Origin of the sequence: Mesorhizobium sp. M9A.F.Ca.ET.002.03.1.2 (genome assembly GCF_003952365.1) — a bacterium.
Classification (GTDB): domain Bacteria; phylum Pseudomonadota; class Alphaproteobacteria; order Rhizobiales; family Rhizobiaceae; genus Mesorhizobium.
The window spans coordinates 1,067,963-1,087,064 of record NZ_CP034443.1; the positions used below are offsets into that span (position 1 = coordinate 1,067,963).

Consider the following 19,102-nt stretch of genomic DNA (forward strand, 5'->3'; position numbering starts at 1 on the left):
ATTCATGCGCGATCCAAAACTGTTGGCACGTTCCCTGGGGATGCACGGCACCCCAGCCGCGGCTCCCCCGAATCAAACTGCCGGAACCTCGCGGCCCCGGCAGCATCGCATCGCTTCGATCAGGCGGCCAGACCTCCAATGCATGTCGCCCAAAAGTGGTCCCGGTTTTGGGACAACGACATGCATCAAAACAAGGGCCCGGCCGATCAACTTACTGGTTCAAGACGCCCTTACTGATTCAAGACCGCTTTGTCCGGATTCGGCGGGAACGCCGGATCGGTCTTCTCGCCGCGCAGCAGCTGCTCGGCAAAGATGAGTTGCAGGTCGTCCTTTGGCTCCGGCGGCACATAGGCTGCCGAGCCCGAACCGGTATCGCCCTCATCGCTGCCCTTGATGTGACCCTTGAGGTCCGACTCACCGCGCGTCAGGTCCCTGCCCTGCAGTTCCGCCGGCAACGGCTGGTCGACCTTGATGTCGGGCGTGATGCCCTTGCCCTGGATCGACTTGCCGGACGGCGTGTAATAGAGCGCCGTCGTCAGGCGCAGCGCACCGTTCTCGCCGAGCGGGACGATGGTCTGCACCGAACCCTTGCCGAAGGACTGCGTGCCGACCACCGTGGCGCGGCGCAAATCCTGCAGCGCGCCGGCGACGATTTCGGACGCACTGGCCGAGCCGCCATTGACGAGTACGACCAGCGGCTTGCCGTCGATGTCGTCGCCGGGCCGTGCGTCGAAGCGGGTGACGTCCTTCGGATCGCGGCCGCGCGTCGAGACGATCTCGCCACGGTTGAGGAAGGCGTCGGATACGCTCACCGCCTGGTCGAGCAGCCCGCCCGGATTGAGGCGCAGATCGAGCACGTAGCCTTTGAGCTTGTCGTTCGGCACCTGCTTCTTGATGGTGTCGATGGCGTTCTCGAGGTCGTCAAGGGTCTTTTCGGTGAAGGAGGTGATCTTCATGTAGCCGATGTCGTCATCGACCCGGACCTTGACCGCCTTGACCTTGATGATGGCGCGCACCACCGTCAGCTCGATCGGCTTGTCGGCGCCCTCGCGCAGGATAGTGAGCTTGATCGGCGTGTTTACCAGCCCGCGCATCTTCTCGACCGCGTCGTTGAGGCTCAGGCCGCGGACCTCCTCGCCGTCGATCTTGGCAATATAGTCGCCGGCAAGCACGCCCGCCTTGGCGGCCGGCGTATCGTCGATTGGCGTGATCACCTTGACCAGGTCGTTCTCCATGGTGACCTCGATGCCAAGGCCGCCGAACTCGCCCTTGGTCTGCACGCGCATGTCCTGCGCCTCTTCGGCGTTCATGTAGGAGGAGTGCGGGTCGAGCGAGGTAAGCATGCCGTTGATGGCGTTTTCGACCAGCGACTTGTCGTCGGGCGGCGTCACATATTGCGCCCGGACCCGCTCGAAGATGTCGCCGAAGATCGCCAGTTGCTTGTAGGTCTCGGAGCCCGCAGCGTTCGCCGTCGAGCCGGGTGCACCATAGACCAGGCTCATCGCAGATGCGCCCATCAGCGCACCGGCAAACAGAAGCGACAATTTCCGCATCATCTCACGTCCTTCCAGAGAAACGGTCCGCCCACCATGGGGCCGGATCGACGGGTTTTCCATCCTTGCGGAACTCAACATAGAGTTCCGGCGTGGCATTTCCATTCTTCGATGCCGAGGTGCTCGCCACCCGGGCCTCTCCCATCGCGCCGATCGGCTCTCCTGCGAGCACCGACTGACCAGACGCGACGCTGATTCTGCTCATCCCCGCCAGAACGACATGATAGCCGTCACCCGCGTTCAGGATCAAGAGTTGACCATAGGAGCGAAAAGGTCCGGCATAAAGCACATTTCCGTCCGCTGGCGCCGTGACGATGGCTCCCGATTGTGTCGCAACCATGTCGCCGAGCATCACTGCGCCGTTACCGTTGTTGGCCCCGAACCGCCGCTTGATCTTGCCGGTGACCGGCAGCGCGATCTGCCCCTGAAGTGCCGAAAACGGCGCGGCGGCGGTGAGCCGGTTGGCTTCCGGCACCGGCAGGGCCGCCAGTTCCGTCTGTGCCGGGGCCCTCTCCTGTGCCGAGGCCTTGTCTTGTGCCGGGGCCTTGTCGGCGTCCGCGGTCTTCTGCTCGGCTGCCTTCGCCGCATCCGCTGCCTTGCGGGCCTTGTCGGCCTCGAGCGAGGCGATCAGTTCCTTCAGGCTGCCGGCCTTGGCCGCAAGTGCTGCGGATCGCTGCTTTTCCGCGGCCAGCGCCGCTTCCGTCTCGGCCTCGAGCTTCTGCTTGGCTTCGAGCAGCATGCTGAGCCGCTTCTTTTCCGCCGTCTGCTCGCCGACCGCCTCTGTCAGCCGCGCCCGCTCCGCCTCGATCGAGGCCGTCACCCGCGACTGCTCCTTGAGATCCGCCAGCAATATGCCGGTCTGCTGGCGCAGTTCCGGCACCACAGCGCCGAGCAGGATGGCACTGCGCACCGACGACAGCGCGTCCTCCGGCTTGACCAGGATGGCCGGCGGCGGATTGAACCCCATGCGCTGCAGCGCAGCCAGCACCTCTGCCAGAACGTCGCGTCTAGCGGCCAGCGAGGCGCGGATCTTCTGCTCCTCGCCCTTCAGCCCTTCCAGCCTGGCGCCAATATCCTCGATGTCCTGGCCGAGCTTCTGCTCGGTCATCGCCGACTGGATCAGCGCCGCGGTGATCGAGGCATGGTCCTTCTTGACCGTCGCTATATCGGCGGCGAGCTTGGCCAGCCGCTCCGACGACAGCGTGATCTCCTTCGATACCCGTTCGTATTCGGCGCGGCTCTGGTCCGGGTCAGGCGCCATGTCGAGCCTGTTCTCGGCTCGCGAGACACCGAGCGACAGCACGAGCGCCGCCACTGCCAAGCCGCAGCATGCGCGCCAAAAGCCCGTTCGCGATTTCCAACCTTCAGACATTGAAGCCCGACTCTATGCGTGGCTTCGTTAACGAATCATCAACCATGTTCGAGAGCCCACCGACCGCAAGCAACCTCGTGACGCATTGAGGCGAAAATCCGGGCGGCTCGCGCCAATCCACCGGTTTCGGTTGAAGCCTGCCCATGGACTTACGAGCAGGGACTCACGAGCGATGATAGGGATGACCGGACAGGATCGTGGCCGTCCGGTAAAGCTGCTCGCCCAACATGACACGGACCAACTGGTGCGGCCATGTCAGCGCGCCGAACGACACCATCAGATCGGCCTGATCGCGCAGCGGCTGGTCGTGGCCGTCGGCGCCGCCGATGGCGATGACCAGCGCCTTGCGCCCGCCGTCGCGCCAGAGACCGATGCGGCCGGCGAATTCCTCGGAGGAAAGGTTCTTGCCGCGCTCGTCGAGCAGCATCAGCGCGGTGCCCGGCTGCAAATGCGTCTGCAGTTTCTGGCCTTCCTCGCGCCGGCGCTCGCTGGCGCTCTGGGCGCGGCCTTCCGCAGTCTCGGCAATGCCGGCGAATTCAAGCCCCACTGCCGGGCCGCTCTTGGCGAAGCGCTCGAAATAGCGGTCGGCGAGCTGCTTCTCGGGGCCGGTTTTCATTCGGCCCACGGCATAAACGGTAATCTTCATCCTACCTCAAAGAGCCGCTAATGCATGTTGCCCAAAGCCTACCCTCGGGCCTGACCCCGAGGGTGATCACCGGTTTTGGGACAACGACATGCATCAAAACAATTCGGCTCAGTGCAGGGTCTCTTCCTCGAGGTCCGGCGCTTGCCACATCTTTTCGAGATTGTAGAAGTCGCGGACTTCGGGACGGAAGACATGGACGATGATGTCGCCCGAATCGATCAGGACCCAGTCGGCGCCAGCCAGCCCCTCGACGCGCGCCGTGCCGAGCCCGGCATCCTTGAGCGCCTTGAGGAGATGATCGGCGACAGCCGAGACATGACGGTGCGATCGGCCGGACGCGACGACCATATAGTCACCGAGGCTCGATTTTCCCTGAATGTCGATTGAGACGATGTTTTCGGCCTTGGAGTCTTCCAGACTGGCAAGGACTGTCTTGATGGCGCGGGACACGGCGTCATTTACGCTGATCCCGGCCGGCGAAGGCACGATATCGGCCTTCTTCCGCAGTGCTGTTCTCAGTGTATTTCCTTTCGCAGCAAGAACAACCAAATCACCCTTTAAAGCAGGTGACACCCTTAGATAGGCAGAGTTGCGTTGCAGTTTCAAGACGGCAGCCCTTGCTATCGCCGAAAGACTGGCCGATCGCCCGGTTCCGCCGCCGGAGAAAAATCGGAACTCTTCGCACTTCGCATGGTTATCGGCTCAGCGACCCCATTGGATCTCCCCCATGCCTAGCGACCCTCAAAACGCTCTTCTCACCGTGCAGTCCGGCCTTGCGCAGCTCAGTACCCTGATCGTCTCCTATTCGTTCTCGGCCGTCGGTGCCGTCATCCTGCTGGTCGTCGGCTACATCGTCGCCGGCCTCGCCCAGCGCTCGATCTATGCCGGCCTCGGCCATATCCATGGCTTCGACGTGACGCTGCGCCACTTCTTCTCGAGGATCGCCCGCTACGCCATCCTGATCCTAGTCGTCATCATGGTGCTCGGCCAATTCGGCGTGCAGACGGCCTCGATCATTGCCGCCATCGGCGCCATCGGCCTGGCCATCGGCCTCGCACTGCAGGGTACGCTGCAGAACATCGCCGCCGGCATCATGCTGCTGGCGCTGAGGCCATTCCGCATCGGCGAACATGTCGAGGTCGGCGCCATCGCCGGGACCATCGAGGAAATCGGGCTGTTCGCCACCACGCTGAGAACGGTTGACGGCGTCTACATCCTCGCCCCCAATTCGACGCTGTGGAACCAGCCTGTCCGCAACTATACGCGCAACGGTGCCCGCCGCGGCGACATCACGCTGACCATCGGCTCGTGGAACGATATCGATCTCGCGCAAAAGACGATGCTTGGCGTCGCCGCCACCGAGCGGCGCATCAGGCGGGAGCCGGCGCCGATTGCATTTGTGGCGACCGTCGGCGACAGCAACGTCGCCATCACATTGCGCTACTGGACCTCGGCTGCGGATTTCTTCGCCACCCAGATCGATCTCACCAAACGCGCCAAGCAGGCTTTCGACAGCGAAGGCATTTCGATTCCCGCGCCGCCGCCGGAAGCACCACGGCCGGAAGCGCCCGTTACAAGGCAATAGCCGGGATGACCAATTCCCGGGCGCTGGATCTAATCTAGTTGTCCGCGCGGCGCTGCTCTTCCGACCGAAAGGCAAGATCGACCGGCAGCGGCGCCTGCGCCGTCATCGGCGCGAAATTGCCGGTCTCGGCGGCGGGAACAGGCGACATCGCCACCACACGCCACAGCACGAACAGGCAAAAGACGGTGGCAATGACGATGGCCACATAGATGAAGGCCTGCGTTCCATAGACAGCGGAAAGCCCGGTCACAATGCCGGGAACGATGAAGCCGGACAGCGACCACGCAAACAGAAGCGAACTGGACAGCGCCACCATGTCGTCTTTGCCGGCGCGGTCGGCGGCATGCGCGCTGGCCAGCGAATAGATCGATTCCGACGCGCCGTCCCAGACCACATAGATGACGACCAGCGCCGCCAACGCACCACCGTCGAAGCCGAGGGCGAACAGGCCCGCCACCGTGGCAAGCGCCGAAGCGGCGACCAGCACGAAGCGCCGGTCGGTGCGGTCGGAAATCCAGCCGAGCGGTATCTGCAGGATCAATGTGCCGACCGGCATCGCCGACAGCAGCAGCGCCACATCCGCCTGGCTGTAGCCCTTGGCCGTGGCATGGATCGGCGCGAAGCCCGAAATCGTCATCGACAGGCCGCCAACGGCAACCATGCCGGCGACGCCCACCGGCGAAATCCGCCAGGCCCGGCCAAGCGCGACGGACGCCGCCTGCGGCGGCGGCGGCTGGGCGAGCCGCGTCAGTCCCACGGGCAGGATCGACAGCGCGGTGAAGGCGATGCCGATCAGCGGCGCGTCCGCGGCCCTTATATCGATCAGCGCCAATGTGGAGTAGCCGACGCCCAGCCCGGCGACATAGGCGACATAGAAGAAGGCCATGACCCTGCCGCGTATGGCGTTGGCGACGACGTCGTTCAGCCAGCTTTGCGCGACGATGAACAGGCCGCATATGGCAAAGCCATAGAGCGCACGTGCCGCGATCCACGACAGCGGGTGCGGCCCGGCCCCGACGGCGGCGTTGGACAGTACGATCAGCGCCGACAGCACCATGAACGCGCGAGCATGGCCGACGCGCCGCACCAGCGGTCCGGTCAGGATGCAGCCTGCCAGGCCGCCGGCCGAAAGGCCTGTGACGATCAGCCCGGCCCAGGTCGGATCGAAACCCTCGGCGCCGAGCCGGACCGGGATATAGGCAAACATCAGCCCGTTGCCGACCGCGACCAGCGCCATCGACAGGACGACGCTGGCAATCGCGATCGCCGGGGCTGGCGGGCTGCCCTGTACCGGATCGCGTCTGGTCTGGTTTCGCTCGAGAATCGTCATGCCAGCACAGGATCGCCCACGGATCGGAGAAAAGCCGCCGCAAATGCGACATGGCTGGGCTTGCCTTCTACGCTTGGGAGCCCGTGCCTAGCCGTTCGCCATTTTACGGATCGCGCTCGACGACAGCGACGAACGCGGACCGTGGATGAAGGTCCAGGCCGGCGCCTTCATGCGGGCGAGCCGCGGCGCGTCGCCCTCGTCGACGCGCGCGTAATCGAAGGTCTTGGCGACGACCGACGACAGAAACGACAGCGTAGCACCTGGACGATCGATCACCGCGATCGGGAACGTCATCACGATCTGGCGCCAGCGCTGCCAGCGGTGGAAGTCGCGCAACGAGTCGGCGCCCATGATCCAGACGAAGTCGACGCCCGGGTTGCGCGCCTTGACCAGGGCCAACGTGTCGGCGGTGAAGCGGACATGATGGGTCGCCTCGAAGGCAGTGACCTTGACCTTCGGGTTCCTGGCGATCCGCTCCGACAGGCGCAGCCGCTCAGCCAGCGGCGCCAGCTCCCGCGCGCTCTTGAGCGGATTGCCCGGTGTCACCATCCACCACAACTGATCGAGCGCCAGACGTCTGAGCGCAATCTCCGCGACCAGCGCATGACCGGCATGGGCGGGATTAAACGAGCCGCCGAACAGGCCGACGGCCAGGCCTTTTCCGGCATGCGGCATGTGAAGGTATCGGGAGGGGACGGGATGTTCGGAAGAGGAAAGCATGCGTCAGGCGCCCCCCTCAGCCCTGCCCTCTTTGCCAGGACTTGGCATCTTCCCCTCAAGGGGGGAGATCGGTGGCTTCGTCGCAGGCGCAAATCTTGCAGCGCCGGCGACTGGCGAAATCAGAAATGACAGCCGATCTCCCCCCTTGAGGGGAAGATGTCCGGCAGGACAGAGGGGGGTCGGCGCGCGCAACGCCTCAGGCTCTAACGGCGAATAGCTTCAAGGCCTCACCTGTCCCGTCCCGCGCACGCGATACTTGAACGAGGTCAGTTGCTCGACGCCGACCGGGCCGCGCGCATGCATTTTGCCGGTGGCGATGCCGATCTCGGCGCCCATCCCGAATTCGCCGCCATCGGCGAATTGGGTCGAGGCATTGTGCAGAAGGATCGCCGAATCGATCTCGTTGAAGAACCGTTCGACGGCATTCGCATCCTCGGCAACGATAGCCTCGGTGTGATGCGAGGAAAAATTCTCGATATGCTCGATTGCACCGGCAACGCCATCGACCAGCTTCACCGCGATGATGGCATCGAGATATTCGCTCACCCAGTCGGCATCGGTCGCGGGCTTGGCCTCTGCAAACACCTTCAGCACCTCGGCGTCGGCGTGGATAGCGCACCCTGCCGCGTGCAACGCCTCAAGGATTGGCACGAGATGGGTGGAGGCAACAGCGCGGTCGACCAGCAGCGTCTCGGCCGCGCCGCAGACGCCGGTGCGCCGCATCTTGGCGTTGACCGCGATACTGACCGCCATGTCGAGATCAGCGGAGTGGTCGATATAGAGATGACAGATGCCTTCGAGATGAGCGAAGACCGGCACCCGCGCCTCGTTCTGGACGCGTTCGACCAGGTTCTTGCCGCCGCGCGGAATGATCACGTCGATATTGCCGCCGAGGCCTTTCAGCATCTCGCCGACAGCAGCGCGGTCGGTGGTCGGCACGAGTTGGATGGCGTCCTGTGGTAGACCGGCCGCCTTCAGCCCCTCGACCAGACAGGCATGGATGGCGGCGGAGGAATTGAGCGAATCCGAACCGCCGCGCAGGATCACCGGATTGCCGGCCTTGAGGCAGAGCGCGCCGGCATCCGCCGTCACGTTCGGCCGGCTCTCATAGATGACGCCGACGACGCCGAGCGGCGTGCGCACCCGCTCGATATGCAGGCCGTTCGGACGGTCCCATGCGGCGATGACGTCGCCGACCGGATCGCGCAAATCGGCGATTTCGCGGATGCCGTCGGCCATAGCGCGGATGCGGGCAGGATCAAGCCTCAGCCGATCCATGAAGGAGGCTGAAAGCCCGGACTCCCCGCCATTCCTGATGTCGATGGCGTTGGCGTCGAGAATGTCACGCTCGTGATGGAGGATCGCCTGCGCCATGGCGATCAATGCGGCGTGCTTGCGCTCGGCCGCAGCTATGGCCAGCGGTCGCGCGGCGGCCCGCGCGCGGCGGCCGATGTCGGCCATCGTTGCTGCGGTGTCGTCCCGGGATTTTTCATGCAGCTTCAGCATGGCTCACCCTCCGCTCTGTGCCCGGTCACCGATTACTTGGTCACCAGCTCGTACTTGGTCACTGGCCCGTACTTGGTCACTGGCCCGTACTTGGTCACTGGCCCGTACTTGGTCACTGGCATGGCTCACCACAAGGTCGTCGCGGTGGATCATTGCCGATCGCGCTTCGTAGCCGAGCACCGTTTCGATCTCGGCAGTCTTCAAGCCAGCGATCCTTACGGCATCGGCGGCATCATAGGCAACCAGTCCGCGCGCGACCTCGCGACCCTCGGGCGACAGGATCGCCACCGTGTCGCCGCGCGAGAAATTGCCGCTGACCAGCTTGACGCCGGCCGGCAGCAGCGACTTGCCCGACAGCAGCGCGTTGATGGCGCCCGCGTCGACGGTCAGCCGGCCGGCTGGTTCGAGCTGCCCGGCGATCCAGGTCTTGTAGCCTTTGACCGGATTGGCGCTCGGCCGGAAGAACGTCGCCCGTTCGCCACGCTCGATCGCCATCAGCGGCGACAGCCGCGTGCCGGCGGTTATGATCATGGCGGTGCCGGCGGCGGTGGCGATCTTGCCGGCATCGAGCTTGGTGCGCATGCCGCCGCGCGAAAACTCCGAAGCGGCCGCGCCCGCCATCGCCTCGATGTCGGGGGTGATGCGGTCGACGATCGGAATGAACCGGGCTTGCGGGTCGCGCGCCGGCGGCGCCGTGTAGAGCCCGTCAATGTCGGAGAGCAGCACCAGCAGGTCGGCGCCCATCATGGTGGCGACGCGCGCCGCCAGCCGGTCGTTGTCGCCATAGCGGATTTCGGAGGTCGCCACCGTGTCGTTCTCGTTGATGACCGGCACCGCTTTCATCTTGAGCAGCGTCGAGATCGTAGCCCGCGCATTGAGATAGCGGCGGCGCTCCTCGGTGTCGCCGAGCGTCAGCAGGATCTGGCCCGATTTCAGGCCGCCCTTGCCGAGCGCATCCGACCAGGCGCCGGCCAGCGCGATCTGCCCGACGGCAGCCGCCGCCTGGCTGTCCTCGAGCTTCAGCGCCCGCTTGCCGAGGCCGAGAATGGTGCGGCCAAGCGCGATGGCGCCGGACGACACGACAAGGATCTCGGCGCCGCCTTCGGCCAGCACGGCGATGTCGTCGGCAAGCGAGGCCAGCCAGTCCCGCTTCAGGCCCGCCGTGCGGTCGACAAGCAGCGCCGAGCCGATCTTGACGGTGATGCGCCGGTATTTTCTCAGCGACTGCGCGGCCATCTCTATCTCCAGCGCGTCTCGACCGGAGTGGCGACGGCTTCTCGCGCCTCGGTCACAACTGCCATCAGCGCGCGCAGAACCGCCTCGACGCCTTCACCGGTGACCGCGGACAAAAGCATCGGCGCGCGACCGGCGGCACGTTTGAGCGAAGCGACCTTTTTCTTGCGCGCATCGGCGTCGAGCGTGTCGACCTGGCAAAGCGCAACGATCTCGACCTTCTCGATCAGCCCATGGCCATAGGCGTCCAGTTCGGCGCGTACTGTTTTGTAGGCCTTGCCCGGATTTTCCTCTTGCGCGGAGACGAGGTGCAGAAGGACACGCGTGCGTTCGACATGGCCGAGGAAACGGTCGCCGATGCCGACGCCTTCATGCGCGCCCTCGATCAGGCCGGGGATGTCGGCGATGACGAACTCGCGCCCGTCGATGCGGGCCACGCCGAGACCCGGATGCAGCGTGGTGAAGGGATAATCGGCGATCTTCGGCTTGGCTGCGGTCACGGCGGCCAGAAAAGTCGACTTGCCGGCATTGGGCAGGCCGACCAGGCCAGCATCGGCGATCAGCTTGAGCCTGAGCCAGATGTTGAGCTCTTCGCCCGGCAGGCCCGGATTGGCGCGGCGCGGCGCCTGGTTGGTCGAGGTCTTGAAATGCTGGTTGCCGAAGCCGCCATTGCCGCCCTTGGCCAAAAGGAAGCGTTGGCCGACCACGGTCAGGTCGCAGATAAGCGTCTCGTTGTCCTCGGCAAAGACCTGCGTTCCCACCGGCACCTTCAGCGTCACGTCGGCGCCCTTGGCGCCAGTCATGTTGCGGCCCATGCCGTGCGTGCCGGTCTTGGCCTTGAAATGCTGCTGATATCGATAGTCGATCAGCGTGTTCAGCCCGTCGACCGCCTCCACCCAGACATCGCCGCCGCGACCGCCGTCGCCGCCGTCGGGACCGCCGAACTCGATGAACTTTTCGCGCCGGAACGACACCGAACCGGCGCCGCCGTCGCCGGAGCGGATGTAGACCTTGGCTTGATCGAGAAATTTCATCGGATTGTTGAGTTTCTGCTATGGCTTTGGGGAATTGCTCTAAACCAAGGTGGGGCAAAGGGCGAGGCCGTTTTGCGACCGCGGCGCCTTGCGTCCCTTTTGGATGCATAAGGATGCGAATTTCGGATTCGCCGCACTAGATCCGGAGGCATGTCGGAATGCAGTTCGTAACCTACAACATCCACTACGGCGTCGGCCTCGACGGCCGCTACGATGTCGGCCGCATCGCCGATGCCGTGCGCGGCGCCGACGCGATCGCGCTGCAGGAGGTCTCGCGCAACAACCCCAACAATGGCGGCCGCGACATGGTGGCCGAGCTCGGCGAGGCGCTGCCCGAATACTTCGCCGTCTACGGCAGCAATTTCGAGGCCAATATCGGCTCGCGTCTGGAAAACGGCCGCGCCATCACGACCACCTTCCAGCTCGGCAACATGGTGCTCTCGAAAACGCCCGTTCATCTGTCGCGCAATCTCCTCTTGCCGCGCAGCCGCAGTCTCGAAGTGATGAATTTCCAGCGCGGCGCGCTGGAGGCGCTGATCGAGACGCCGCTTGGTTTCATCCGCTTCTATTCCACTCATCTCGATCATCGCAGCCCGGTCGAACGCACCGGTCAGATCCGATTTCTGCGCCGGCGCCTGTTGAACTATGCGATCGAGGGCGGCGCGCTGTCCGGCGTCGCCGAGGTCGGCCTGCCTGCCTGCCGAAGCCTTCGTCGTCATGGGCGATTTCAATATGCTGGCCGGATCGCCCGAATATGTCGAACTCGCCGGCCGCCCGGATCACGAATTCGGCATGCCTGTGACCGCCGATCTTGCCGTCGATGCCGCCCTGCGCCTTGCCGCCACAGGCGCCGATCTCGTCACCTGGGTCGACCCCAAGCGGCCCGACGACGCCAGCCGCCACAAGCGCATCGACTATGTCTTCACCAGTGCCTCGCTCGCCAAATCGCTGAAGCGCATCTGGGTCGACCGACAAGCAGTCGGTTCGGACCACTTGCCGGTCTGGATCGAAATCGCCTGAGTGCACTGGCAGGCCGATATCATTGAAGATCAATACGCCTCAGAGACCGTTTCGAAATTCGCTCTGGCGAGCCATATGGTGGTGGTTTCGAGAACCGGCCTACGCCGGCCCTAGCCTTCATAGGGCGGAGGCGCTTATGAGGGCTACGGCCGGCGAAGGCCGGAGCGCAGCGGACATTGGGTCCGTGAGCACCGGAAGCGCAGAAAACGCCATCAGATGACCGCCAGAGTAGAGTTTCCAAAACGGTCTCTTAGAAGTGCACCCAGTTCCTGAGGCTGGTCCAGGTCTTGCGGTCGAGACGGTAGCGCTCGACCGGCACCTGGCCGGCGACGATCGAATTCAGCATGCCCTGGCCGGCATACTGGAAGCCGCATTTGTGGATGACCCGGCGCGAGGCCGGATTGATGACCCGCGTCGAGGCATGCAGCACCTGGATCGTGGTTCTCTGGAAGGCGAGATCGACCAGCGCATGCGCGGCCTCCGTCGCATAGCCGCGCTTCCAGTAGGGCTCACCGATCCAGTAGCCGAGCTCGAGACCGCGATCGGTGGTGTTGAGGCCGGCGCAGCCGACGAAGGTCTCGGTGCCGGCCAGCGTCAAGGCATAAGCGATCCCGGCCCGGCGCGATGCCGTCATCGTAAGGAAGGCGCGTGCCTCGGCCTCGCCATAGGGATGCGGCATGCGGGCCAGCATTTCGGCGACATGGCGGTTGTCGGCGAGCACCACAAGTTGCTCGATATCGCTTTCGCGCGGCGCCCGCAGGACCAGCCGCTCGGTCGCGAGCACCGGGCAATCTATCGCGTAACTTTCACCGTCTGTGTCTTCCGCTTCGGCAACCATGTCAGTCCTCCAGGCACAAAGAAAAGGGGAGATGGAAACCCATCTCCCCTGATCCTTTTCCTGGCTTGGCCAGACACCGGTCCCGAGATGGGTGCCGGTGTTGTGGTGCGGAACCGGCTACTCCGCTGCTTTGGTAATCGGGTTGACCGATACGTAGGTTCGGCCGTTGGCTTTTTTGTTGAAGGTGACTGCGCCAGCTTCGAGCGCAAAAAGGGTGTGATCCGTGCCCATGCCGACATTGACGCCGGGATGCCACGAGGTACCGCGTTGACGAATGATGATGTTGCCGGGAATGACGGCTTCGCCGCCGAACTTCTTCACGCCCAGACGCTTGGAATGCGAATCGCGACCGTTGCGCGACGAGCCGCCAGCTTTCTTGTGTGCCATCTAACTAACTCCGTTGCGCCGCGAGGCGCCTAAAAGGCCTTATGAACGCGTTCGCGTTCCGTTTCAAGTCCGATCCGGCGACTGTTTCGCCGGAAATTCTACTTCTTCGCCAGTTCCTTGGCCTGCTCGCGCCAGTCCGTGATCTGGTCGGCGCTGAACGGCATATGCTCGTCGATCTTGGCGATATCCTTGTCGGTGAGCTTGGCGATCTGGGCGAAGGTCGTGATGCCCTGTTCGTTCAACTGGCCGGCCGCGACCGGGCCGATGCCCTTGATCACGGTCAGATCGTCCGGCTCGCCCTTCGGCGCCTTGAACAGCGGAGCGGCGGTTTCGGTTGCCTTGGCTTCCTTCTTCGGCGCAGCCTCGGTCTTCGGCGCGGCTTCAGCCTTCGCTTCGGTCTTTGCAGCAGGCTCGGCCTTCGCTTCGGTCTTGGCCGCTACCTTCTTCGTCGGCTTGGCGCCACCCAGCAGGATCTCGGCGATCCTGACGGTGGTCAAAAGCTGGCGATGGCCGATCTTGCGGCGCGAATTCTGCCGGCGGCGCTTCTTGAAGGCGATGACAGTGCGATTCTTGCCCTGTTCGACGACTTCGGCGGTAACCATCGCCCCATCGACGAACGGCGCGCCGAACGTCACATTCTCACCCTCGCCATGCGCGAGCACATGGCCGATCTCGACGATATCGCCGACCTGGCCTTCGACTTTTTCGATCTTCAGGAGATCGTTGGCGGCGACGCGATACTGCTTGCCGCCCGTTTTGATGACTGCGAACATTTTTTGCCTTTCGCTGTTCGGTCGGCCTCGATGAACCGCGTCTGGCGGTTCGGCCGTCTTTTTGTCAGTCTGCGGGTTCAAAAAACAAGCGGCGCGGAAGAACCCTCCACGCCGATTGCGCGCTGTCCCTAACCGAAGGTTGGGTCGAAGTCAAGGCGAGCGGCCGGCAGCAGGTCGGCAGGCGAGCCACGAAGGCGTTCAGGACTGGTGCGCGACAACATCGCGGCCGAACGGCAGACAAGTCAGGAAGCTGGATCGACGATAGATTTGGCCTTGTAACCTGCCCGTCCAGCCGTTATCTAGTGCGCCGCGCCGGCAACGGCGGACCATGACCGCGGAGAGGTGGCAGAGTGGTCGAATGCACCGCACTCGAAATGCGGCATGGGTGCAAGCCCATCGGGGGTTCGAATCCCTCCCTCTCCGCCATGCATTTGAAATCGTTTCATAAAATGGCGATAGTGGGTTTCGATCCACGTTTCTACCTACAATCATTCTGTCAGTCCTAGCCGGCTATCGGCGGTCGAAATCCATGTGAGGCGTGCTGACCGGAGTTCTTGGCTGCAGGGGAGCGTCAGAGAGCCGTACGCACGGCGCATCTAGAGCTCACAAGTCCGGCCAGCATCGATCCTGTGCACTGTTGAGCGGACAGATCTGCGCTGTTGTCAGTCAGGGCTGCTGTATTGCTGCGAGCTTCCAGTCGCCACCGTTCTGGCGCGTGAAGGTCCACAGCTCGGTTGTTTCCGTCGGTCGATCGGCTTCACCCGCCACGATCTTGCCGCTGGCGCGATCGCGCATCACGTCGCGAGACTCGTAGCGCAAGGCGGCCGTCGCGTAGTCGCGATCATCTTCCCGCCAGCTCTCCGCAATATCGGCCTCCAGCAGGCTGATATCAGACACATCATTCCTGATGCCCTTTTTCGCATTGTCGGCAAGTTCCTCGGACAGATAGGACACCATCTCGGGGGTCGCCAGCCGGCGCAAGCCGGCATGATCTTCGCGCCCGAAGGCTTCCTGAACCTCCGTCAACCGTTGCTGGAATGTGTCGAGATCGGTCGGCGTCATCGTGATTTCATCGGAGGCTGGAGCCGCCCGGCCAAACCCAGATCCGCCAAGTCCAGACCCGCCAAGTCCTGACCCGCCAGATCCAGACCCGATGCCTGGAATGGGGAAGGATGAGACATTGTTCGCGTCGGTCCGGGTTGCCGCGTTTCGCCCGAAGTTCCCCATGCTCCGCGGAACACCGGCCATGGCGGGCGCTTGGTTGCGTGCCGATTGCGACCGGAAAAAGCGGATGATCAGCATGATCGCGCCGCCGATCAGCAGCGCTTGAAGCAGCAAGCCCAACATGCCAGCCAAGCCGCCGAACCCTTGGCCCAAAAGAAGTCCGATCAGACCGCCGAGCAGCAGGCCGCGCATCATCGAACCGCCGAGGCCGTTGAAGAGCCCCGGTCGTTGGGTTGTCTGCGTCTGGCGGGCCGCGTTGTTCGTTACGGTATTGGGCGTCATCGAGCGCTCGACCGGCGCCGCCGGCTGTGGCGCCGTCCTGGTCGGCGGGACCGACTGGAAAGTGCGCGTGCCGCGGCTGCCAAAACTGCCGCCACGACGCGCCTCGGCGTGATCGGCCGCGACCATGGAAAATGCCAGGAACAGTCCTGCAAACAAAACTGCGAACCGGCTCGAACGCGAAATCATCATGGCAAACCCTTAAGCGACACTCTTCCCGCTCATATGGGGTACGCCGATCGAAATATCAGTGGCACGCACCTTGCGCATTCAACCATCGAGGAGAATTTCCAGGAACTATCTCGACTTCAGACACGCGTGAAGCTGGCAACCCAGCCGATAAACATGGCCCAAGGCGGCGGTCGACGCGACCGCCGCGGCAATGGCGCCAAAGTCGAGGAAGATGGCTTCCAGCCCGATGCCACCGGAGTGATGTTGGTCTTGATCTCTGCTCCGAATGGGCGGAGCGGCCGGAGCATCGAGGCTCGGCCACTCCCCTGAGCCGCTCAAGCGTTGACGCGCGGGTGAAGCAGATCGTCCAGGCCGATGTTCCGGTACATCTCGCGGCGCATGCGGTCAGCGACGCCATTGACGATCTCGGCGCCGTCCTGCGACGGGTCGACATGGACGCGGAACGGGCGCTTGCCGAACGGCGCGTCCACCACACGGACGATCTCGCGAGCCACCTCGGCGGGATCGGCATCGGTCGGTTCAAGGCCGGCTAGCCCTTTGAGCGCCTGGTCGGCGACGCCCGCATAGGGACCGGCCTCATATTCCGCCACGCGCGCTTCGTCGAACGGCTTGCCCGAATGGGCGAAGTGGTTGGTGCCCTTGGTAAAGGCACCGGGGACCATGATGGTGGTCTCAATGCCCCAGCGGGCGAGTTCGGTCGAATACGACACAGCGAGCGCATCCATCGCGGCCTTGGCTGCAAAATAGGGCGCGAGAAACGGCGGCGTGCCGCCGCGCGTCGAAGACGACCCTACCCAGACCAGGAGGCCCTTGCCCTGCCCGCGCATATGCGGCAGCGCGGAGCGGTTCACGCGCTGCGCGCCAAGCACGTTGACGTCATATTGCTGAATGAACTGATCCGGGGTGAAGGCCTCGGCGGGGCCGAACACCATATGCCCGGCATTGTGGACGATGACGTCGAGGCGGCCAGCATCCTTCAGAACATGAGCGATACCGCTCTCGGCGGAAGCGTCGGACTGGATATCCAGTTCGACGGCGCGCAGATCCAGGCCATGCTCCTTCGACCAGACGGTGACTTCGGCGACGCGAGGCGCATTGCGGCCCTCGGTTTCGCGCATGGAGGCATAGACGGTGTGGCCGGCTTCGGCCAATGCGCGGGCGGTCATGAGGCCGAAGCCTGACGAGGCGCCGGTGACGAGGATGATCTGCTTGGACATGGTAACGATCCTTCGAAAGGTTTGAACGCTGGATGGAAAGGTTTCGGTGTGCTGGTCCCGCCGCAGATCAGACGATCCCGCCATTGGCGCGCAGCGTCTGGCCGTTGATCCAGGAACCGTCTGGCCCGACCAGGAAGGCGACGGCGTCGGCGATGTCGTCGGGCTGGCCGAGACGCTCCAGCGGCGCCAGTTTCGCAAGGCGGTCGATCACCTCCTGCGGCTTGCCGTCGAGGAAGAGCTTGGTAGCCGTCGGTCCGGGGGCTATCGCGTTGACGGTGATGTTGCGGCCGCGCAGTTCCCTGGCAAGAATGGGGGTCATCGCCTCGACCGCGGCTTTGGTGCCGGCATAGACGCCATAGGTCGGCTGAAGCAGCCCGACGACGCTGGACGAGAAGTTCACGATCCGGCCGCCGTCGCGGAGACGCTTGGCCGCCTCGCGCAAGGTGTTGAACGTGCCCTTCAGGTTGATCGCGATCTGGCGGTCGAACAGCGTATCGTCGCTGTCGGCGATCGTCGCGAGCGTCATGATGCCGGCATTGTTGATCAGCACGTCGACGCCGCCAAAGGCGGTCTCGGCAGAGTCGAACATGCGGCGTACGGCCTGCACATCGGAGATGTCGGCCTGCGCGGCGACGGCTCGCCCGCCGACTGCCTCGATCTTGGCCACCACCGCCTCGGCCGAAGCGGCGTTGCCGGCATAGTTCACCACAACGGTGAGACCGTCCTTGCCGAGGCGTTCGGCAACAGCTGCGCCGATACCGCCGGAGGCGCCCGTCACGATAGCGACTTTCTGTGTCTGATTGGCCATTGTCTGTCTCCTTCATCTCGCCGGCGCCGTTGTGGCTGCCGATGAAGGCAAAATGCATCTTCCGCCTGATAAGATAATCATGCATAATTCGGCATCACTGTCCGACAGGTCGTATAATGGATCGATTCGACGCCATGCGCGTCTTCACCCGCATCGTCGAGCGCAGGAGCTTTACCAGAGCCGCCGATGACCTCGGCCTGCCGCGTTCATCCGTGACGGACGCCGTGCAGGGATTGGAGGCGCGGCTTGGTGTCCGGCTACTGCAGCGGACCACCCGTCAGGTCAGCCCGACACTGGATGGCGAGGCCTATTACCAACGATGCGTCAGCCTGATCGCCGATATGGAGGATGCCGAAGGCGCCTTCGTCGGCGCCAAACCGTCAGGCCTCATCCGCGTCGACGTGCACGGCACGCAAGCGCGGCACTTCCTTTTGCCCGGCCTGCCACGCTTTCGCGAAATGTACCCCGGCATCCGCCTGCATTTCAGCGAAGCGCACCAGCCCGTCGATCTGATCCGGGAGGGGTTCGATTGTATTTTGAGAGCGGGCGAGCTAGCCGACAGTTCGCTGATCAAGCGACGGCTGGCGACGCTGGAGCGCGGCACCTTTGCCAGCCCGGACTACCTCCGGCGGCTTGGCACCCCGGAAACACCCGAGGATCTCGACGGCCACGAAATGATCGGGCTGCTCGCCCCCGACACCACCGAGGTCATTCCTCTGGCATTCCAGATCAAAGGGAAAGTGCATCGCATCACGCTGCCTGCCATGATGACGGTGACCGGCCCGGAGACGAACGTCGCCGCCGCGTGCCTCGGCCTTGGGCTGATCCAGGTGCCGCGATATCGTGTCGTCTCGGAACTGGCGAATGGTTCCCTTGTCGAAGTCCTGTCCGACTTTCCACCGACACCGCTGCCGGTTCACGCGCTTTATTCGCACAAGCACCAACTGTCGCCGCGTTTGCGGGTGTTCATCGACTGGGTGGCGCAGCAGTTCCGCGATAGGACCGCACCGGCTGAATGACGCCGTGCGGCATGCTCGATGGGCCGGCCGCATCGGTATCCTTCTTGAGGACTGGGAGCCGCGCTATGCCGGGCCGACGCTTCTCCATACGTCGGCCTAAAACGATCGGGCGCTGACGCAATCTCGTGCAATACCAAGGTCATGCCGGTCGGCAGACGTCCAGCTTCAAGCGGATGATCGTCCGCGTGGAAGCACGGCATGATTTGAATCAAAGCGGATCGCCGTGCGGGCCTTAATGGTGAGCGCCTCGACGCCGACACCACGGAAGGGCGCTCCAAAGTCAAAACCATCAAGATATCGACTCTCAAAAAGCGCTGAAAGGTGCGATGCGGTCCGTGATCATGCCGGCGAAGCCGTGGCCGGATC

The 19,102-nt window shown here is 63.9% G+C and carries 17 protein-coding genes, 1 tRNA gene and 1 pseudogene; 4 read left to right on the top strand and 15 right to left on the bottom strand.

Features of this window, described 5'->3' with window-relative positions; genetic code table 11:
* Positions 1-230: 230 nt before the first annotated feature.
* The 4 genes from EJ066_RS05375 to rsfS all read right to left on the bottom strand — a co-directional run bounded on the left by EJ066_RS05375 (position 231) and on the right by rsfS (position 4,057).
* Entirely contained in the window at positions 231-1,556 is a 1,326-nt protein-coding gene (locus tag EJ066_RS05375; RefSeq protein WP_126035596.1) for a S41 family peptidase, read from the bottom strand.
* Between the two features lies 1 nt (position 1,557).
* Positions 1,558-2,925 carry a murein hydrolase activator EnvC gene (locus tag EJ066_RS05380; RefSeq protein WP_126035598.1) on the bottom strand — a complete coding sequence of 456 codons (1,368 nt, stop codon included), beginning with the start codon at positions 2,923-2,925 and terminating at the stop codon, positions 1,558-1,560.
* Positions 2,926-3,088: 163 nt separating this feature from the next.
* Positions 3,089-3,571, bottom strand: a complete 483-nt coding sequence (rlmH, locus tag EJ066_RS05385) for a 23S rRNA (pseudouridine(1915)-N(3))-methyltransferase RlmH (protein ID WP_126035600.1) — start codon at positions 3,569-3,571, stop codon at positions 3,089-3,091.
* A 108-nt stretch (positions 3,572-3,679) separates the two neighbouring features.
* Positions 3,680-4,057, bottom strand: a complete 378-nt coding sequence (gene rsfS / locus EJ066_RS05390) for a ribosome silencing factor (protein WP_023678068.1) — start codon at positions 4,055-4,057, stop codon at positions 3,680-3,682.
* A gap of 241 nt (positions 4,058-4,298) precedes the next feature.
* On the opposite strand from rsfS, the gene EJ066_RS05395 reads away from it, so the two are divergent.
* Complete coding sequence (locus tag EJ066_RS05395) at positions 4,299-5,156, top strand: mechanosensitive ion channel family protein (RefSeq protein ID WP_126035602.1); 858 nt, start codon at positions 4,299-4,301, stop codon at positions 5,154-5,156.
* Between the two features lie 34 nt (positions 5,157-5,190).
* Here the strand turns inward: EJ066_RS05395 and EJ066_RS05400 are convergent, their stop codons facing one another.
* The 5 genes from EJ066_RS05400 to obgE form a co-directional block, all read right to left on the bottom strand.
* Positions 5,191-6,486 (bottom strand): MFS transporter, encoded by a 1,296-nt coding sequence (locus tag EJ066_RS05400; protein ID WP_126035604.1) that lies wholly within the window; start codon positions 6,484-6,486, stop codon positions 5,191-5,193.
* Between the two features lie 87 nt (positions 6,487-6,573).
* Positions 6,574-7,161 carry a nicotinate-nucleotide adenylyltransferase gene (locus tag EJ066_RS05405; protein WP_126035606.1) on the bottom strand — a complete coding sequence of 196 codons (588 nt, stop codon included), beginning with the start codon at positions 7,159-7,161 and terminating at the stop codon, positions 6,574-6,576.
* A 264-nt stretch (positions 7,162-7,425) separates the two neighbouring features.
* On the bottom strand, positions 7,426-8,712 hold the full coding sequence (locus EJ066_RS05410; RefSeq protein ID WP_126035608.1) for a glutamate-5-semialdehyde dehydrogenase: 1,287 nt from the start codon (positions 8,710-8,712) through the stop codon (positions 7,426-7,428).
* Between the two features lie 3 nt (positions 8,713-8,715).
* Positions 8,716-9,948, bottom strand: a complete 1,233-nt coding sequence (gene proB, locus EJ066_RS05415) for a glutamate 5-kinase (RefSeq protein WP_245455083.1) — start codon at positions 9,946-9,948, stop codon at positions 8,716-8,718.
* Between the two features lie 2 nt (positions 9,949-9,950).
* Positions 9,951-10,979: a GTPase ObgE gene (gene obgE / locus EJ066_RS05420; RefSeq protein ID WP_126035610.1), complete on the bottom strand. Its 1,029-nt coding sequence runs from the start codon at positions 10,977-10,979 to the stop codon at positions 9,951-9,953.
* Between the two features lie 158 nt (positions 10,980-11,137).
* On the opposite strand from obgE, the pseudogene EJ066_RS05425 reads away from it, so the two are divergent.
* A pseudogene (locus tag EJ066_RS05425) lies at positions 11,138-11,999 on the top strand (endonuclease/exonuclease/phosphatase family protein).
* 250 nt (positions 12,000-12,249) lie between these two features.
* On the opposite strand, the gene EJ066_RS05430 reads toward EJ066_RS05425, so the two are convergent.
* The 3 genes from EJ066_RS05430 to EJ066_RS05440 form a co-directional block, all read right to left on the bottom strand.
* On the bottom strand, positions 12,250-12,837 hold the full coding sequence (locus tag EJ066_RS05430; protein ID WP_126035612.1) for a GNAT family protein: 588 nt from the start codon (positions 12,835-12,837) through the stop codon (positions 12,250-12,252).
* Between the two features lie 117 nt (positions 12,838-12,954).
* Positions 12,955-13,224, bottom strand: coding sequence for a 50S ribosomal protein L27 (gene rpmA, locus EJ066_RS05435; protein ID WP_006327539.1), 270 nt, complete (start codon positions 13,222-13,224; stop codon positions 12,955-12,957).
* A gap of 98 nt (positions 13,225-13,322) precedes the next feature.
* A complete protein-coding gene (locus EJ066_RS05440; RefSeq protein ID WP_126035614.1) occupies positions 13,323-13,997 on the bottom strand; it encodes a 50S ribosomal protein L21 in 675 nt (224 codons plus the stop codon).
* 336 nt (positions 13,998-14,333) lie between these two features.
* Here EJ066_RS05440 and EJ066_RS05445 point away from each other — a divergent pair.
* Positions 14,334-14,423: transfer RNA gene (locus EJ066_RS05445), tRNA-Ser, on the top strand.
* A 240-nt stretch (positions 14,424-14,663) separates the two neighbouring features.
* Here the strand turns inward: EJ066_RS05445 and EJ066_RS05450 are convergent.
* The 3 genes from EJ066_RS05450 to EJ066_RS05460 all read right to left on the bottom strand — a co-directional run bounded on the left by EJ066_RS05450 (position 14,664) and on the right by EJ066_RS05460 (position 17,717).
* Positions 14,664-15,689, bottom strand: coding sequence for a Tim44 domain-containing protein (locus EJ066_RS05450; RefSeq protein ID WP_126043752.1), 1,026 nt, complete (start codon positions 15,687-15,689; stop codon positions 14,664-14,666).
* Positions 15,690-16,006: 317 nt separating this feature from the next.
* Entirely contained in the window at positions 16,007-16,909 is a 903-nt protein-coding gene (locus EJ066_RS05455) for an SDR family oxidoreductase (RefSeq protein WP_126035615.1), read from the bottom strand.
* Between the two features lie 67 nt (positions 16,910-16,976).
* Positions 16,977-17,717 (bottom strand): SDR family oxidoreductase, encoded by a 741-nt coding sequence (locus EJ066_RS05460; protein ID WP_126035617.1) that lies wholly within the window; start codon positions 17,715-17,717, stop codon positions 16,977-16,979.
* Between the two features lie 116 nt (positions 17,718-17,833).
* Here EJ066_RS05460 and EJ066_RS05465 point away from each other — a divergent pair, with 116 nt between their 5' ends.
* Positions 17,834-18,736 carry a LysR family transcriptional regulator gene (locus EJ066_RS05465; protein ID WP_126035619.1) on the top strand — a complete coding sequence of 301 codons (903 nt, stop codon included), beginning with the start codon at positions 17,834-17,836 and terminating at the stop codon, positions 18,734-18,736.
* Positions 18,737-19,102 lie beyond the last annotated feature (366 nt).

What these genes read in the sequence shown, in the direction of transcription:
- EJ066_RS05375 (WP_126035596.1), bottom strand. Translation starts at nt 1,556, where the DNA reads ATGATGCGGAAATTGTCGCTTCTGTTTGCCGGTGCGCTGATGGGCGCA.
- EJ066_RS05380 (WP_126035598.1), bottom strand. Translation starts at nt 2,925, where the DNA reads ATGTCTGAAGGTTGGAAATCGCGAACGGGCTTTTGGCGCGCATGCTGC.
- rlmH (WP_126035600.1), bottom strand. Translation starts at nt 3,571, where the DNA reads ATGAAGATTACCGTTTATGCCGTGGGCCGAATGAAAACCGGCCCCGAG.
- EJ066_RS05395 (WP_126035602.1), top strand. Translation starts at nt 4,299, where the DNA reads ATGCCTAGCGACCCTCAAAACGCTCTTCTCACCGTGCAGTCCGGCCTT.
- EJ066_RS05400 (WP_126035604.1), bottom strand. Translation starts at nt 6,486, where the DNA reads ATGACGATTCTCGAGCGAAACCAGACCAGACGCGATCCGGTACAGGGC.
- EJ066_RS05405 (WP_126035606.1), bottom strand. Translation starts at nt 7,161, where the DNA reads ATGCCGCATGCCGGAAAAGGCCTGGCCGTCGGCCTGTTCGGCGGCTCG.
- EJ066_RS05410 (WP_126035608.1), bottom strand. Translation starts at nt 8,712, where the DNA reads ATGCTGAAGCTGCATGAAAAATCCCGGGACGACACCGCAGCAACGATG.
- proB (WP_245455083.1), bottom strand. Translation starts at nt 9,948, where the DNA reads ATGGCCGCGCAGTCGCTGAGAAAATACCGGCGCATCACCGTCAAGATC.
- obgE (WP_126035610.1), bottom strand. Translation starts at nt 10,979, where the DNA reads ATGAAATTTCTCGATCAAGCCAAGGTCTACATCCGCTCCGGCGACGGC.
- EJ066_RS05430 (WP_126035612.1), bottom strand. Translation starts at nt 12,837, where the DNA reads ATGGTTGCCGAAGCGGAAGACACAGACGGTGAAAGTTACGCGATAGAT.
- rpmA (WP_006327539.1), bottom strand. Translation starts at nt 13,224, where the DNA reads ATGGCACACAAGAAAGCTGGCGGCTCGTCGCGCAACGGTCGCGATTCG.
- EJ066_RS05440 (WP_126035614.1), bottom strand. Translation starts at nt 13,997, where the DNA reads ATGTTCGCAGTCATCAAAACGGGCGGCAAGCAGTATCGCGTCGCCGCC.
- EJ066_RS05450 (WP_126043752.1), bottom strand. Translation starts at nt 15,689, where the DNA reads ATGATTTCGCGTTCGAGCCGGTTCGCAGTTTTGTTTGCAGGACTGTTC.
- EJ066_RS05455 (WP_126035615.1), bottom strand. Translation starts at nt 16,909, where the DNA reads ATGTCCAAGCAGATCATCCTCGTCACCGGCGCCTCGTCAGGCTTCGGC.
- EJ066_RS05460 (WP_126035617.1), bottom strand. Translation starts at nt 17,717, where the DNA reads ATGGCCAATCAGACACAGAAAGTCGCTATCGTGACGGGCGCCTCCGGC.
- EJ066_RS05465 (WP_126035619.1), top strand. Translation starts at nt 17,834, where the DNA reads ATGGATCGATTCGACGCCATGCGCGTCTTCACCCGCATCGTCGAGCGC.